The sequence below is a fragment of the Leptospira stimsonii genome (assembly GCF_003545885.1).
Classification (GTDB): Bacteria; Spirochaetota; Leptospiria; order Leptospirales; family Leptospiraceae; genus Leptospira; species Leptospira stimsonii.
Window position 1 is genome coordinate 275,812 of sequence record NZ_QHCT01000005.1, and the last position, 15,405, is coordinate 291,216.

A 15,405-nucleotide genomic window follows, 5' to 3' on the forward strand; every position below is an offset into this window, starting at 1 on the left:
CGAGGCTTTCAGCTTGTTTTACAATTTTCATATATATGTACCTTAAAATAATTTCCTTCGGGAAACTGAATTCTTACCGGATGATCGTCTTCCGGTTTTAAACTCTCGAATCTCTCGTACTTCCAACCTTGGAAACGAAGAATGTTCTTCGCGAGAGATTCCAATTCTTCCGATCGGATTCTTCCGGAACAAGAACAAAGAATGATCGTTCCCGATTCTTCGAGTGAGGAGAGGGAGCTTCCAAAAAGATGCGCGTATGTCTTGAGTGCGTTCTTTTTCGATTTTGCGTCCGGAGTCAGATTCGGAGGATCGATTACGATGAGCCCGAATTTTTGATTCTTCAATACGTCTTCCAATTCTCTAAAAAGATTTTTTTGAACGAATCTATGTTTGCAACTACTTCCATCTTTTTTCAGGCTCAAAACTCTTTGGAAAGAATCCAGGGCTTCCTTGGAACCGTCGACCGATGTCACCGATCGAGCTCCCGCCGTATCCATACAAATCGACGTGAGCCCCGTATGCGAGAATAGATGAAGACAGTCTTTCCCTTTGGAGATTTCTTTTTTTTCCAAGAGGAATTTCCTCAGATTGCGAAGATCCAAAAAAATTCCTCCCTTTTGTCCGGGAAGCTCCACGGGGAACTTTACGTTTTGTAAAGTGATCGTTTCCCGGATCGATACGGAGTCACCGCCTTTTCCTTGTTTGGCGCCTCTCCAGATTCTTTCCGAGATCTTTTTTTCTTCTCCCGTTTTCTCGGGAGGATCGAGAAGAATCTTCGAAGGCAAGGGTTCGGCTAATTTAGAATTCTTGCATAGAGCGTAGAGATTCCAGACGATCCACCTTCCATAAACAAGAAGAGATGAAGAATAGATTCGGACCACCCAGGTTCCTCCGATTCGATCCACGGTCATTCCGGGGAAGAGGTCGTTTTCCCCGTGAAGGATTCGATACGCGTTCGTGGTCTTTCGGACTTCTTTTCGTTTTTGGATAGAGGAGATTAGGTTCTCACGAATTTTTTCTTTGGAGAACTCGGGTAGGTTTTGTATGACTCGAATTCGTATCAGTCCGTTCTTGGAATAGATTCCGGTTGCGATCGGTTGATTTCCCGTAGAAAAAAGCGTAAGCCATTCTCCGTTTGCAAACGGAGTCACCGCGGTTGATAGATTTCCGCTGAAGATCCAAGGATGTTTTCGTTTTACGGAGAGTTCGCTCTTCCGGTTCAGTTGGTATCTACGGAACCGGAAGTGGGAAGGTAAGGAAGGGTTCAGGCTTTTTTCTTGGCCTCTTTGTAAGAAGTCTCGGTAGCGCCGACATAGATTTGTCTTGGACGACCGATCTTCATATCCGGAGACTCGATCATTTCTTTCCACTGAGCGATCCAACCGGGGAGACGACCCATCGCAAACATTACGGTGAACATGTTCACAGGAATTCCTAACGCACGATAGATGATTCCGGAATAGAAGTCCACGTTTGGATACAGTTTTCTTTCCACGAAATACGGATCGTGAAGGGCGGCTTCTTCGAGTTCTTTAGCAATGTCTAATAAAGGATCTTGGATTCCGAGACGTTTGAGGACGGAGTCGCACGCTTTTTTGATGATCTTTGCACGAGGATCAAAATTCTTATAAACTCTATGACCGAATCCGGAAAGACGGAAGGAATCGTTTTTGTCCTTTGCTTTCTCCACGATTTTTTTCACTGGAAGGCCGCTCGCTTGGATCTCTTGGAGCATCTCCAATACTTCTTGGTTTGCTCCACCGTGTCTTGGTCCCCAGAGGGCGCAGATGCCCGCTGAGACGGCGCCGTAGAGATTTGCAAGAGAGGATCCCACCAAACGCACCGTAGACGTAGAACAGTTTTGTTCGTGGTCGGCGTGTAAGATAAGAAGAAGGTTAAGCGCTTTTACGATTTCAGGATCGATTTTGTATTCTTCACTCGGAACGGAAAACATCATGTTCATGAAGTTCCCGCAATAGTCCAGACTGTTCAAAGGATGAATCGTAGGTTGGCCGATCGACTTCTTAAACGCAAAGGCCGCGATCGTCGGGAATTTTGCGAGAAGACGGATCATGGAAATATGTCTGTGTTCCGCGTTTTCAGGATCGTACGAATCTTGGTAGTAAGTAGAAAGAGATCCGATCATGGAAGACATGATCGCCATAGGGTGACCGTCTTTCGGAAATCCGTTATAGAGACGTTTGAGATCCTCGTGGATCAGAGTGTGCATGGTGAGTTCTTCGTTCCACGTTTTGAGCTCCGCATCCGAAGGAAGTTTACCGTAGATCAAAAGATAAGCGACTTCCGTGAACGTGGAATTTTCCGCGAGTTGTTCGATCGGGATTCCTCTGTATCTTAGAATTCCGAGTTCTCCGTCGAGGAAGGTGACTGCGCTTGTACAAGCACCGGTATTGAGATAACCGTTGTCCAGTGTGACATACCCTGTTTGTTGACGGAGTTTTGATATATCGACCGCTTTTTCGTTTTCGCTACCTACGATGATTGGGAGTTCGTATTCTTTCCCGTCTATCTTCAGAATTGCTACCTCAGCCATGTTCCTCTCCTGGAAAAATATAAAATTATCATTCCGGCTCTATAAACGAGTCCGGTTGTTCAAGTGCGTTAAAATCGATTCAGATTCCTATCCTATTCTTTCTACCAGAGAGACAATCCAAAAAATCAAAACGAATAGGAACTTGATCGGAAGATTTCGTTTTCATTTTAGAAATTCTTAATACTAATCATATGATTAGCATTCTGCTTGCAAGAAATTTGATAAACTAAAGAGTCAAGTTGTGCCTAAGGTATTCGAAATCTACGGTTCCAAATTTTTCTTTTTTGCGAATCAAGTAAATTCAAGAGAGTGTTACACATTCATATCCGCAAAGGGGAACAAGTTGCAAAATTTTGGATCGAACCTCAAGTCCTGTCAGTCGAAAACAACGCAATTCGTTCTCAAGAATTGAATTGGATCCACGAAGAAATAGAAATGAATCAAGGAATTATACAAGGAAAATGGAATGATTTTTTCAATTCATGACGCAGAAGGCGCAGGGAGTTTGGTTTGAGGGAGATACTCTTTGAATCGCTCTTTATGACGGCAGAAAACTTTCGACTCCCTTTTGGCATTTTTTCCCCGTCTTCTTCCTGTGACTCCGGAACAAGGATCCAAAGTGATCCTCAGCGGTGGAGGAATCGGTCTTCCCTGGGATGAGATCGATGAAAATAGCAGCGTAAGCATACTGCATCTTGGAATCGGAGATCAGACCAAACGATCTTCGCATTAGAGATTCTTATACCTTCTCAGGTTTTGATAGTTGTAATAGTTGGAAGAAACGATTCTACAATAGTCGCGGGGTTCTTTGACCGGAAGCTCTTCCAGGAAATGATTGAAATCGCCGTGGTAGTGATTGCGTTTCCATTTCCGGAGATTCCCCGGTCCACCGTTGTAAGCGATGGAAGCCCATTGTAAACTGTTCTCGTTCGAAGCAACTAAGTAACGAAGAAAACGAGCTCCCATCTCGATCGATACTTCCGGATCAAAAAGAGAATAAGAATTCAGATTCATTCTTTTTGCGAGCTCTCGTCCGGTCGGTCCCATGATTTGCATCAGTCCTCTCGCATTCGAAACGGAGATCGCGTTCTCCTTAAAAAAAGATTCCTGGCGCATGATCGCGTAGACGATGTCTTCGTCGATTCCCACATTTTTGGAAATGCTAGCGACCAAACCTCTGTGTGGCCTCGGATAGATTCTTGCGGCGAGTTTGGACGGAAGAAGAATTACGTCGTCGCTGAGCTTTTCCTTTTTCATCAAGGCTCTTGTGTGAAAGACCGTGAGATAGTAGGTTCCGGTTTGTTCTCCGAGTGCCGCGAGAATTTCTTCCTTTTCCGTTTCTCCGATCCCCTGTTGCAGTTTGTATCTTTGGACGAGTGTGAGCGCGTGCCCCATCTCTCCGACTTCCAGATATTCCTTTGCCGATTGCAGATAACGGTTTCCGCGAATCTTTGAATGTGCGGAATCGATTCTTACGTTTAATTGGAACGCGGAAGGTTGCATCGCAAAGTCGAGATCCCTTCCCAAAATTTTTCCGGAAAGATCCGGAATCCCAGCAGTGAGAGAAAGGTATTCAAAAAGACTGTCTCGGTTTCGAGTCGGATTGTTCGGAAGAGGAAGGCTTGCGATCTCTTCTTGAAATTCTTCCCGAATCACTCTTGTGTAATACGATCCCGGGATATGTCTGTAATACGTTTTCAGCCAAGATAGAAGCTCTTCGTTTCTTCCCGTTTTTTTGAGGAGACGAAGATACCAATAGACAAGTCTTCCTTTTACGGGAAGATCCGGAATTTTTCGAAGAGCGTCCTGCCAATAGGCGTCTCCTAAAAACTGTTCGTGGTTTCCCGTGAGAAGATCAATGAGTTCGTCTTGTCGTATTAAATTCGTGGGACTTTTTTCGAGAGAGTCGATTAGATTTCTGAAATAGAGGTCCTTGTGTCCTTGTTTTTTATAAGCGCGAGCGTAGCTATAAAGAACCTCATCGTTTTTCTCCGCACCGGAGTCGTTTAACAATTCCAAACCTTTTCCGGGGAGGCTTTGGTTGGTAAGTTCTCTCGACATGGAAGCGGTGAAGTCGTGATGGGTTCGTGCGTGATTTGGATTCTTTCTAAAAAAACCGGGAAGGGATTCGGGTTCGACGGCTACGATGGCTCTTGCCGTGTTTCGAAAGGGTTCGGCTTTGGAAAAGGAAACACGTTCCAGATCCTTGTAAGATAGAAGTTGTTTTTTTTCCGAGTTGTTTAGGAAGGGAAGAAAGAGGGCCGCGTGTTCCGGAGTCTGAGAAAGATAAAAATGAGTTCCTTTCCAGACTTGCAAATCCTCGAAAATGAATTTTTTGATCGAGGATACGATGGACGGATCTTCCAGAATCAGATAAAAGATGGATTCCGCTTTTTCCGTGTTCCCCGATTTGTAGAGAGATTTCGCATAACGGTACAAGATCATCGGTGAAAAAATCTCTGCCTGTTCCCTGTCGCTGAACGTTTTTGCGAAGTCGAGACATTCTTGGATCATTCCTGCTTCGTAGTAGATTCTGAAAATTTCGGAGATTGCGTTTTGAGAGAGGGGATCGTTTTCTCTGGGAAATTTTTTTAGAAGTCCGACGAGTTCCTCTTTGCCGAGAATCTTTCGACTAACAGATTCTTCATAGAGTTTCCAGAGGGAAAGTCTTGTGATCACGGAAGAAGAAGGCATCGGCGAAGAGATGATCTCGAGAAGATCCTGTCTACCCGGAGTGGAAACCATTCTTCCTTTGAGAAGGGAGACGAGATAGGCGAACTTTTTCTCGTGACTTCCGTCAGGATGTTCTTCGTGATAACGGACCAGGGAGTAGACCTCGGATTCGGTTCCGGGGACACGATCTCGGAAAATACGGTGTATTTTTTGAAGACTGTAGGACTTGATCAGATATTTGAGATCATCGTTTGCGAGAAGACTGCCGAAAATGAAGAGGAGTAGGCTGATCAGTGCGAATTTTTTCATTCGTTGTTGCTCTATTACCTTTTCGGCCTAAGGATTCAATCGCAAGAAGGAAATTCCAATGCAGACCCTGGAAAAAGACAAAACTACCGGAGCGTGGCCGGAAATTACGATCTCTTCCTTTACGGAAAAAATTCTTCCGAGAAAAAAAGGACCCGAGGGACCGGCTCCGAGGAATCCCGAAATCCTAAGGCTTAAGTCCAAAATTTTAGAATATTTTTCCGGCGCTCTGAACAAGGTTCATTCTCCATTTTCCAATTTAAGAATCGATCTATTCGGGGAATTTCGTTTTCACGCGGACGCGAGTTCTCCTTTTGAAGAGGAAGGTCTTTCCGAGAGGGAAAAGAATCTTCTGAAAATCTTCTTCGAAGAATTGTATGAGAGGGCGATCGAAGATCATCAATCGGATCCAGAAATCTTTCAAGTTTTAGAATCGTATCTTCTCCACGAACAAGAGTTAGACGAATATTTAGAGTTGACCCACGTTTTCGACGAGGATCTTCCGTTTATCGTGGAAGCGAGGCAGGTCCTCGCATTGATGGGAAAAATTGAATATTCAGATTCTCTAAAGAAGGAAGGGGATTCCCGTTTTCAAAAATATGGTTTTCGTTGGAAGTTCGGCGGTTTGGAATTGGAGGACCGAGAGACGATCTACGACCTCGTTGTAACCGGAGAGGAGCCCGGACTTTTGGGTCTTGCCTGGGTTTTGTACAAACACGAGACTTCCGGTTTTAGAACCGTCTTCCCGATCGAAAGAAGAATTCTTTCGGTCATCGAGACCTTTACTTCCGAAGAGAAGGAATCCTTTTTCAAAGCGTATTCTTCCCGTCACGGTTATCTCGAAAATTATTTCGTCTTAAAGCAATTCCGTCCAAGAGAATATAGAAAGGCATGGCTCGAAGGAGAGAAGAAGAAAAACGGGAGATCCGTTTTGTTGGGTTCCTTGCAGGACAATATTCTCGCGGGTCAGGATGATTCTTTGGAGAAACGTTATGCGCTCTTGAAGGAGAATCATCTCGTTTATACTTTGTCTCCTTTTGAACTTTTGATTCTTCTGAATTCTACGGAGTCTTCGAACGTGGAACACGAGATCGCGGGTGTGAAGGAGAAACTTCCGGATTCTTATCTTACGAAACGCGCTCAGCTCGTCCTTCGTTTTTTCAAGAAGAATTATGAAGAATTCCTGAATACGATCGAGCAGTGCGGTCGTTTCCGTTTTTCTCCGGAGATGATCTATCTTCACGGAATCGCTCTGGTGGAGACCGGGAAGGCGGAAGAAGGGATCGGACTTTTGGAAAGTCTTTTGTATCGTTTTCCGGATTCGGATTATCTGCGTCTGGTTTTGGAACGTTATAAGAAGAATTGAAAGAAAAGTAGGAACTCCTTCGTTTTCGAGGCTTTACAGTGAGAGCTTTGAAAAGTAGGAACTCCTTCGTTTTCGAGGCTTTACGGTGAGACTTTTGAAAAGTAGGAACTCCTTCGTTTTCGAGGCTTTACAGTGAGAGCTTTGAAAAGTAGGAACTCCTTCGTTTTCGGAATTTTACAGTGTGACTTTGAAAAGTAGGAACTCCTTCGTTTTCGGAGTTTTACAGTGAGACTTTGAAACGTAGGAACTCCTTCGTTTTCGGAGTTTTACAGTGAGAGTTTTGAAAAGTAGGAACTCCTTCGTTTTCGGAGTTTTACGGTGAGAGCTTTGAAAAGTAGGAACTCTCACAAAAAAACTTCCACTGGCGCGGCTGTTGTTCCGACAGAAAATTTCTCTAAAAAATTCTTCTTGAAGACGGACATGAAGTCCGCATCGCATAAAATACGGGAAAATTTTTCTTTTCAAAAAGAAAGAACAAGTCCCAAAATTGAAGACGACGGAAGAAGTGTGGGAACTCCTTGACAAAAGTCGAACGGACCGATAAAACTTGGAAAATTCTTCCCAAAAGTCCCGAGCATTGACAAAAACGGAGTAGAGGAACTCTTCCCGAAAAAAACGAAGTCCGATCGAGAGAAACAAATGGCAATCAGTCACGAACAGATTCTTGAACTCCAGAAATACCAGAAGATGATCCATCAGTTGGAAAAGATCGCCAAAGGATCTAAGAACGACGAACAACGTTATCGTGTTTCTCGGGATCTCGACAAATATAGAACCAAGATGAAGGACATTTCTCCCGATGGAATTCCGGACAACCTCGACGTCGCCGCGGAACAGATCAAACGATTCAAAGAGAATCCCCACGAGGTCGGTCATATTCTTTCAAAATATCCGGTGATGAAAATTTCCCCCAATTCGAACGACGCGGAAGTCAATCAGATCGGAACCTGGATCAACGTCATGGATCGGGAATACCTTCCGGTCCTCAACGAAACCCACGTAAGATTCGACTTTTCCCATACGAACGAAAAGGACGGGGTCGTAAAGTATATGGAGAATATTCGGAGAAACATCAAGGTCCTTACGGAAACGATAGAAGAATTCCACTCCGCGGAGAAACAGGAATTCCGAGAACAGCTCAGTCGGATGAAGAACAAACAAACTCGGATCTTCATCGCGGAAGCCTTCGAGATGTTCCAAAAATTCAACGAATTCTTAAACAAGGTGATGAAGGAAGCAAAGGAAGTGGGTGGAGTTATCATGAACATCGAAGATTCGATCCACTTCAATCCGAGATTCGAAAGGGCCACGGAGTTGGAAGGAAAGAGCATCATGGACGCTCTCAAGGAATTTCAGGATTTTACCTCCGAAGCCTTGGAAAGGATCAACGTTCCCAATATCCGGAATTGATTCCTTGGCCATTCCGGCAATTTTCAAGCCGGAAGCCTGAAAAATTCTTTTCCCTCTGATGGGATCTGCATATTTAGTGAATTTAACTCCCTCCGGAAACCACATACAGGAAAGACAGGCGCATGGCACTCGTTAAAAATTCATCCGAAGTTACTAACTCCACCATCGGAGAAAATTCCTACTTCAGCGGAAAATTCTTTATCAACGGATCTCTCAAGATCGACGGAAAATTCGAAGGTAAATCTTTGCAGGCAGAACAGCTCTACATCGGTGTTACCGGAAAGGTAAAAACCAATATCACAGCCGCCAGCGTTATCATAGAAGGAATCGTAATCGGAAACATCACGGCAAGAAACCGAGTGATGCTCCTTCCGACTTCCAAAATTTTGGGAGATATCAGAACTCCGGAATTGATCATTCAGAACGGAGTGATTCTGGAAGGACGTTGTATGATCTCCAACGACCTCAAACATTCCGCAAAAGATCTGATCGACCTCGAATATTCCAAAGACGCTCTGAGCGTGGAAAAAATCTTCGGGAAACAATCCGGCGCGAAAGAATAATGAATCCAACTTTTGATACGAGGCTTCTTCTCGTATCAAAAGGAATTCTCTTAACAAAGTGAACCGGATCCTGATTACAGAAGGCGATCCCTGCGGAATCAGTCCGGAACTTTTCCTCACTACCTTTTCTTATCTCAAAAAAATCTCCAAGACAAGACCGGTTCTCTACTTTCACTGCGGACGTTATCCTCTTCCGAAAGATTTCATTCCCGTATCCACTTCTTCTCAAGTTGAGGAAAGAGGGCTTTATTCTATCGTTCCGGATTCTCTTTCCAAAAAAGAAACCGCTTCCTTTACACCGGGAAAACCTTCCGTTCTTTCCGGAAGGTCGGCTCTTGCTTCTCTTTCCTCTGCAATCGAATTTCAGAAAGAAGGAGGAGGGGATTTGATCACACTTCCTCTCAGCAAAGAATGGGTGATCGCGTCGGGAGCTTCTACGTTTCGAGGTCATACGGAATTTCTCGCGGATGCGTATCAAAAAAAAACGTATATGCTCATGTCTGGAAACGATTTGCAGGTCCTTCCTCTTACGACTCACGTTCCTCTGGTAACGGTTCCGGAACATCTTCGAAGAATCGATCTTCCTTGTCTGGCGGACGCGATTCTTACTTGTGATCGAATCGATCGAAAAAAACCTGTCGCCTTTCTCGGGCTCAACCCACACGCGGGCGAAGGAGGAAAGGTGGGGAAAGAAGAATCTGAAATTTTGGAACCGATGATCCAATTCTTAAAAAAGAAAGGTTTGAAAGTGGAAGGTCCTCTCTCCGCCGATTCTATGTTTGGTGAAGAAGGAAGAAAAAAATACGGACTTCATCTCGCGTGTTATCACGATCAAGGTTTGATTCCTTTTAAGATGTGGGAAGGGAAGAAGGGTGTGAATGTTACATTGGGTCTTTCTTTTCTTCGGGTTTCTCCGGATCACGGAACCGCGTTTGACATCGCCGGGAAAGGGCTTGCAGATTCAACCAGCTTTGTAGAATGTCTGCACCGGGTTCTGGGAAATCCGGATTCTATTACGGAAACGAGGTAACATGCCGGGACTTTTAGAACAGATCGTATTTCCCATCTTCCTCTTCTGGTTCTGCGGACTTACTCTTGTGCTCTTTCGTTCCGACTTTGAATTCGTCTGGAAGATCATCTTCGTTTTTATTTTTATTTTTTACTTCTTCCAATACTTTCCGGAATTAAAGACGAGCTACGAGCGTCTCACGGCGAGTTATCCCGTCGAAATTCTTTCCTGGATTTACGGGATGGGAAGAGGAACCTATTTTTTTCTTCTCTTTCTCTGGCCCGTGGCTCTGATTAGAATTTTTTATTCCGCTTCTCCGCAGGTGAGTAAATCTTTGGCGAAGGCGCTTGTAAGTGTGACTCTGATTTACTGGGGCGGTTTTATTCTTTATAATAACTTTTCTCCCGAAGTGGATGCATTTTTAAACGGAACGTTTCTAAAATTCTTGAAGTTTTCTTCCAAATAAGGAAGGTCTAAGAGGTAGAATGAATCCAATCTACTTACAATCGTTCGGAGAATCGGAAGAAGCAAAGAAACATTTTTTGAAGGCCTATGATTATCAAACCAAAGGCAATCTGAAATTAGCTTCCTTGCATTATCGAAAGTCTATTTCTGCTAAACCGACTGCGGAAGCATGGACTTTTTTAGGATGGTCTTATTCCCTTGCCGGAAAATTGGATCGCGCCATCGAATTTTGTAAGAAAGCGATCGAGACCGATTCCAGTCTTGGGAATCCTTTCAACGATATAGGCGTTTATCTTCTTCAACAAAAACGGTATGAAGAAGCGCTTCCTTGGTTTGAGAAAGCGAAGTTCGCTCCTCGATACGAGGTCCCGGTTTATCCTTATTTCAACGCAGGTTCTTGTCTGGAAATTTTAGGTCACATTGAACTGGCTCGTCTCGAATACGAAAAAGCAGTTCAGATTCAGCCGAATTATCCTCCGGCTAATCTCGCTCTCAAGAGAATCTACGTTCGCTACAACTAGAACAAAAGAAGAAGTTTCCTTTTGATTCGTCGCAATGCAGGATTTTGTTTTCTTTTTTTGTGAAAGGGAAATTCCAGAGGGCATTTTTAGAATCGGAGCCATCTTTTTGTTTTGATCTCTCCAGAAGGAAGAATCTGGCCCTTCCGTTTTCCAAACTGGTTCTGAAGTGGATCCGAAAGGTTTTAGAAGTTCGATCGTTTGAATTTTCGCTTTGAAATCCAAGTAGGAACTCACACGTTTTTTTGCGGAAAGCATGGATTTCGGAAGTTTCTTCCGGGAATCGGCCTGAGCTCTCAGAGATCAAGGTTTGAATTTCGCATTTCAAAATTGGAAAAGATGTTTGTTTTAAATCTAATGTTGGAACTCCATCCTGCAAGAATCAGAGAAGGGGTTGCTCTTGAAGAATACGAATTTCGACGGTTCTTTCGATTTTTTTTCCAAGGAAACGATCGATGAGGGAATGCGCTCTTCCTTCTTTGATCTTAGTTGAGAAATCAAAGTAGGATCTCACACATTTCCGTTCAAAGCAAAATGAGAATTCAATTCGCGAAAGGCGATTCCAGAAAAAAGCCCTTTTCGATTCACAAAAATCCGAATGGAAGGATGAAGGAGAATATTTCTTTATAAGGGTTGTGTGGGAACTCTCACAAATACGGGATTTTAGCTAATCAAATAGGAGTTGGAAACGTTCGTTTGTTTCGCTAAAAAAAACAACGCGGAACTCCATCCGTTCGAGGGAAGTCCGTCCGTTGATGGGAAATGTAGGAACTCTCACATTTCCGGAAATCGATGAGCTAAAATCCCGAAGGTCGCTTTATAAAACAATGTTGGAACTCCTTCGCTCGAGGAACGCTCGTCCGTTGATGGGAAAAGTAGGAACTCACACGTTTTCTGAAAATAGGGACAAAAATCTCGAAGGTTGTTTCATAAAACAATGTTGGAACTCCCTCGCTCGAGGGAAGTTCGTCCGTTGATGAGAAGTAGGAACTCACACGTTTTCTGAAATCGATGAGCTAAAATCCCGAAGTTTGCTTTATAAAACAATGTTGGAACTCCATCGTTCGAGGAACGCTCGTCCGTTGATGAAAAAAGTAGGAACTCCTTCGTTTCCAAGAAACCCAATTCTTTATGACTGTGGGATCAAGCGAGGAGCATGCAAAGAACTAACTCAATTTTTTCTTCCGTTTTCCGCTAGCCGCGCGGAGGGTTTTGGTTTTTTTCTCTGGCATATCCGCTCTTTCTTCGAAGTGAAAATAGAAGTCGAAAGGTTTCTTCAAAAGATTGAAGATTCTCCAGAACTCGATCACATCGAGTCTCCGTTCACCGGATTCGATTTTGGAAATATAGGATTGAGGTTCACCTAAAAGATTCGCGATGTCAATCTGCGTCAGGCCGGCGGCTTTGCGCGCGGCGACCAGATTCTTGCAAAAAATTTTAGCTTCTTTTGAATGCAGAGACTTGAACAAAACAGGTCCCATTCTACATCCTGAAATGGAATATACCAAAATCGGATATTTTATAAAACGCAAAGACATCAGTTTCGAAATTCTTTAGATTTTTGGATTCCAAATCCCCTCTCTATCAAAAAATTAGGATTTCAAATCTTGAATTCTATAACTTGAAAATCAAGTTTTAAATAGAAGAGCAAATTCGAAACTGAATTCTAAATTAGATTTTTTGAATTCATTCAAAAACGATAAGAATCGAATGGACGGGTCTAAGCGGATCGCACTGAGATTCTTTTCAACAAATGGGGAAAGAAATTGCGATTCTGAAAAGCGGAATTTCGTATGTTTTGGAAGATGAATTCTTCGTTTATCGTTTCGAAGTTGGAGGAAGTTTTGTGTTAGGATCTCTGATTCTTTGGAAAGACGATCTGGGAGCGCAGGATTTGTCCCAAAAAACTGAGATACGGAAAGAATCCCGTTTTTAAACAAATCGAAACATTTGTGTGAGTTCCCACAAATTTGACCATGTCTCCGTTCGATTGGGATCTTGAACCATTCAATCCCCGTCGAGGTGTGAGTTCCCACACTTTCAGTCTTTTGGAAAAGTGTTCCTCTTCAAATGGGAAAGAAAAGACGCGGGAAAGAATACCAAGGCCTCCATTTTTCATCAGTTCCTTTCTTGCGAAATAGGCTTTTCGATTTCAAACGTGTGAGTTCCCACAAATCAAGCGTTTTCGGCGGTGGATTGGGATTTTACGCTCATCTTTTTCACCCGGAAATGTGTGAATTCCTACACTTTTTGTTTTTGGGAAAAGTCTTCCTCTTCAAATCGGAAAAAACGCGGGAAAGAATATTCGAGTCTGCATTTTCTAACGTTCGATTTTTGCGAGCTGAACTTTCGAATTCTTCAGTGTGAGTTCCCACAAATCTGGCCGTGTCCGCGGCTAATTGGGGTTTTGCTCCCGTAATTTTCACCCGGGAACGTGTGAGTTCCCACTTTTTCAGTGTTTAGAAAAGCGCATTCGAGCGGAACAAAAACCCGAATCATTCTACGGTGATTCAACTCTTCCAAAAAGGACTCAGGTATTGTGAACGGTTTTCACCTTTCTGAAGATCAAAAAATACAGCGAAGTATAGACGACCAAAGAAATCCAAAAGATAAGACTTCCCGGAATATTCACCTCTCTGTGAATTCCAAAAAGAAACATCGCGGGCAAATTCGCAGAGGTGAAAGCAATCGACACGAGCCCTTTTTTTTCCGTTCTTACGGCAACGAGTTGATAGAGATGTCTCCTGTGCGCCCTCAGAATATTCTCCTTATCTTTTAGGCGAAGAAGAATCGTTAGAATCCCATCCACAAAAAAAACCGGAAGCAAGAAGAACGCGGAAGTGATCTCAAACGAAGGCCAATTCTTCTCGTTGATAAAAAGAAGCGGTAAAACGGCGATCGCGTAACCGAGAGGAAGCGAACCCGCATCTCCCAGAAACAAATGGGCCTTGGGAAGATTGAACACGAGAAAACCGAAAACTCCGGCACAGATCCAAAGAAAGATCGGAGGCAAAGAAGAATGAAATAAAAACGGGAAAGCAAAGACCGCGAGTAAAAAATGAGAAGCAAGAAAAGAATCCAAGCCGTCCATAAAGTTGCACACGTTTACGACGAACAACACATAGACGATCAAAACGAAGGTCGAAGCCCCCGGAACTCCATCCAGATTCCAACCAAGAAGGGTGAAGTTCACGGGAAGAAGTTGAAAGAAAAAAAACAAAAACGCGATCTCTAAAAGCAAACGAATTCCCGCACCAAGAGAAAGAAGATCGTCCGCAAGCCCGATCACGAAAAAGAAAACGAGACCCGCGAAAAATAAGAGCACCTTGTCCTCCGCATTCTCAAAACCTCCGAACCAAACCAGAGCGATGGAGAATACGGAAAGAAAAATCCAGATTCCTCCGGACTTTTTGGTCACTCCGCTGTGCATACTTCTCTCGTTCGATACGTCGGCGATCCCGAAAGTCTCCGAACGAACGTAAATCCAAGAGAGAATTGCGGTGATCAGAAAGAGAAGAACGGAAAGAATTCCCGGGTTCCAGAAGTTTACGATTGGGTCCACTGGCATTCCAGATTGGACGAAACCTTCTCCTCCGCAATCAGAAATCGAACCGTTTTTGATTGCCAAATCAGGCCAAACTTGGGAACGTCACTATATGTTCCAGGGCGTCTATACAGCGATTATCACACCTTTCAAAAACGGAAAAATTGATTACGATAGCTATTTCAAACTTCTGGAAAAACAAATCAAGGCGGGAGTCAACGGAGTTGTTCCTTGTGGAACCACCGGAGAATCTCCGACCCTTTCTCATTTAGAACACGCGGAGCTCATCCGCGAAACCGTCAAGGCGGTGAAAAATAGAATCCAGGTCGTGGCCGGGACCGGTTCCAATTCCACTCAGGAAGCGATCGAACTCACCGAGGCGGCGTGTAAGGACGGAGTGGACGGGATTCTTTCCGTAAATCCGTATTACAACAAGCCGACCCAAGAAGGACTCTTTCAACACTTCAAAGCGATCGCGGAACATTCTTCCGTTCCCGTGATGCTTTACAATATTCCGGGAAGAACCTCCGTAAATCTTCTTCCGGAAACCGTTCTTCGTCTAAGCGAAGTAAAACACATTCGTTCGATGAAGGAAGCCACGGGGGATCTTGGACAGATGTCCAAGTTGATTTCTCTTGTAGGTCACAAGATGACCGTTCTTTCCGGTGACGACAATCTTACACTTCCACTTCTTGCGATCGGCGGAGTGGGGGTTGTTTCTGTTGTTTCCAATTTATTTCCGAACGCACTCGTCAAACTCGTTCAAAACTTTCACGAAGGAAAGATCGCGGAAGCCAGAAAGATTCATTACGATTTTATCGAAGTCTTTGCACTTGCCTTTATGGAAACCAATCCGATTCCAATCAAAGCCGCGATGAGTTGGTTCGGGCATTGTTCTTCCGAGATTCGTCTTCCGATGACTCCGGTCACGCAAAATGAAACGAGTGCAAAATTTCGAAACGTCCTCGAAGGTCTGAAAGAAAAAGGATACGAGTGA

15 protein-coding genes are annotated in these 15,405 nt (G+C 43.8%); 10 read left to right on the top strand and 5 right to left on the bottom strand.

Going from position 1 to position 15,405, the window contains the following annotated elements; genetic code table 11:
• Nucleotides 1-8: 8 nt before the first annotated feature.
• Together DLM75_RS17990 and DLM75_RS17995 are read right to left on the bottom strand one after the other, a co-directional pair.
• Nucleotides 9-1,223 carry a class I SAM-dependent rRNA methyltransferase gene (locus DLM75_RS17990; protein ID WP_118969933.1) on the bottom strand — a complete coding sequence of 405 codons (1,215 nt, stop codon included), beginning with the start codon at nucleotides 1,221-1,223 and terminating at the stop codon, nucleotides 9-11.
• 41 nt (nucleotides 1,224-1,264) lie between these two features.
• Nucleotides 1,265-2,554, bottom strand: coding sequence for a citrate synthase (locus tag DLM75_RS17995; protein ID WP_118969876.1), 1,290 nt, complete (start codon nucleotides 2,552-2,554; stop codon nucleotides 1,265-1,267).
• Nucleotides 2,555-2,863: 309 nt separating this feature from the next.
• Here DLM75_RS17995 and DLM75_RS18005 point away from each other — a divergent pair, with 309 nt between their 5' ends.
• Together DLM75_RS18005 and DLM75_RS18010 are read left to right on the top strand one after the other, a co-directional pair.
• A complete protein-coding gene (locus DLM75_RS18005; protein WP_241547971.1) occupies nucleotides 2,864-3,040 on the top strand; it encodes a DUF4160 domain-containing protein in 177 nt (58 codons plus the stop codon).
• 82 nt (nucleotides 3,041-3,122) lie between these two features.
• Nucleotides 3,123-3,287, top strand: a complete 165-nt coding sequence (locus DLM75_RS18010) for a DUF2442 domain-containing protein (protein WP_241547972.1) — start codon at nucleotides 3,123-3,125, stop codon at nucleotides 3,285-3,287.
• Here DLM75_RS18010 and DLM75_RS18015 read toward each other — a convergent pair.
• Nucleotides 3,284-5,536, bottom strand: coding sequence for a lytic transglycosylase domain-containing protein (locus DLM75_RS18015; protein WP_118969878.1), 2,253 nt, complete (start codon nucleotides 5,534-5,536; stop codon nucleotides 3,284-3,286). The two genes, DLM75_RS18010 and DLM75_RS18015, sit on opposite strands and share 4 nt — an antisense overlap.
• 58 nt (nucleotides 5,537-5,594) lie before the next feature.
• On the opposite strand from DLM75_RS18015, the gene DLM75_RS18020 reads away from it, so the two are divergent.
• The 6 genes from DLM75_RS18020 (at nucleotide 5,595) to DLM75_RS18050 (ending at nucleotide 10,867) form a co-directional block, all read left to right on the top strand.
• Nucleotides 5,595-6,899, top strand: coding sequence for a hypothetical protein (locus DLM75_RS18020; RefSeq protein ID WP_118969879.1), 1,305 nt, complete (start codon nucleotides 5,595-5,597; stop codon nucleotides 6,897-6,899).
• 639 nt (nucleotides 6,900-7,538) lie between these two features.
• Entirely contained in the window at nucleotides 7,539-8,309 is a 771-nt protein-coding gene (locus DLM75_RS18030) for a hypothetical protein (RefSeq protein ID WP_118969881.1), read from the top strand.
• Nucleotides 8,310-8,431: 122 nt separating this feature from the next.
• Nucleotides 8,432-8,872, top strand: a complete 441-nt coding sequence (locus DLM75_RS18035; protein ID WP_069606727.1) for a bactofilin family protein — start codon at nucleotides 8,432-8,434, stop codon at nucleotides 8,870-8,872.
• Between the two features lie 58 nt (nucleotides 8,873-8,930).
• Nucleotides 8,931-9,902, top strand: a complete 972-nt coding sequence (locus DLM75_RS18040) for a PdxA family dehydrogenase (protein ID WP_118969882.1) — start codon at nucleotides 8,931-8,933, stop codon at nucleotides 9,900-9,902.
• Between the two features lies 1 nt (nucleotide 9,903).
• Entirely contained in the window at nucleotides 9,904-10,347 is a 444-nt protein-coding gene (locus tag DLM75_RS18045) for a hypothetical protein (RefSeq protein WP_118969883.1), read from the top strand.
• Between the two features lie 19 nt (nucleotides 10,348-10,366).
• Complete coding sequence (locus DLM75_RS18050) at nucleotides 10,367-10,867, top strand: tetratricopeptide repeat protein (protein WP_118969884.1); 501 nt, start codon at nucleotides 10,367-10,369, stop codon at nucleotides 10,865-10,867.
• Nucleotides 10,868-12,030: 1,163 nt separating this feature from the next.
• On the opposite strand, the gene DLM75_RS18065 is transcribed toward DLM75_RS18050, so the two are convergent.
• Nucleotides 12,031-12,333: a helix-turn-helix domain-containing protein gene (locus DLM75_RS18065; protein WP_118969934.1), complete on the bottom strand. Its 303-nt coding sequence runs from the start codon at nucleotides 12,331-12,333 to the stop codon at nucleotides 12,031-12,033.
• Nucleotides 12,334-12,617: 284 nt separating this feature from the next.
• Between DLM75_RS18065 and DLM75_RS18070 the strand changes: the two genes are divergently transcribed.
• A complete protein-coding gene (locus tag DLM75_RS18070; protein ID WP_118969887.1) occupies nucleotides 12,618-12,800 on the top strand; it encodes a hypothetical protein in 183 nt (60 codons plus the stop codon).
• A gap of 594 nt (nucleotides 12,801-13,394) precedes the next feature.
• Here the strand turns inward: DLM75_RS18070 and DLM75_RS18080 are convergent.
• A complete protein-coding gene (locus DLM75_RS18080) occupies nucleotides 13,395-14,426 on the bottom strand; it encodes an MraY family glycosyltransferase (protein WP_429945491.1) in 1,032 nt (343 codons plus the stop codon).
• A 94-nt stretch (nucleotides 14,427-14,520) separates the two neighbouring features.
• Here DLM75_RS18080 and dapA point away from each other — a divergent pair, with 94 nt between their 5' ends.
• Entirely contained in the window at nucleotides 14,521-15,405 is an 885-nt protein-coding gene (gene dapA, locus DLM75_RS18085) for a 4-hydroxy-tetrahydrodipicolinate synthase (protein ID WP_118969889.1), read from the top strand.

Excerpts from the sequence above, each read along its gene's own strand:
- DLM75_RS17995 (WP_118969876.1), bottom strand. The coding sequence starts at position 2,554 with ATGGCTGAGGTAGCAATTCTGAAGATAGACGGGAAAGAATACGAACTC.
- DLM75_RS18015 (WP_118969878.1), bottom strand. The coding sequence starts at position 5,536 with ATGAAAAAATTCGCACTGATCAGCCTACTCCTCTTCATTTTCGGCAGT.
- DLM75_RS18020 (WP_118969879.1), top strand. The coding sequence starts at position 5,595 with ATGCAGACCCTGGAAAAAGACAAAACTACCGGAGCGTGGCCGGAAATT.
- DLM75_RS18030 (WP_118969881.1), top strand. The coding sequence starts at position 7,539 with ATGGCAATCAGTCACGAACAGATTCTTGAACTCCAGAAATACCAGAAG.
- DLM75_RS18035 (WP_069606727.1), top strand. The coding sequence starts at position 8,432 with ATGGCACTCGTTAAAAATTCATCCGAAGTTACTAACTCCACCATCGGA.
- DLM75_RS18045 (WP_118969883.1), top strand. The coding sequence starts at position 9,904 with ATGCCGGGACTTTTAGAACAGATCGTATTTCCCATCTTCCTCTTCTGG.
- DLM75_RS18050 (WP_118969884.1), top strand. The coding sequence starts at position 10,367 with ATGAATCCAATCTACTTACAATCGTTCGGAGAATCGGAAGAAGCAAAG.
- DLM75_RS18070 (WP_118969887.1), top strand. The coding sequence starts at position 12,618 with ATGGGGAAAGAAATTGCGATTCTGAAAAGCGGAATTTCGTATGTTTTG.
- dapA (WP_118969889.1), top strand. The coding sequence starts at position 14,521 with ATGTTCCAGGGCGTCTATACAGCGATTATCACACCTTTCAAAAACGGA.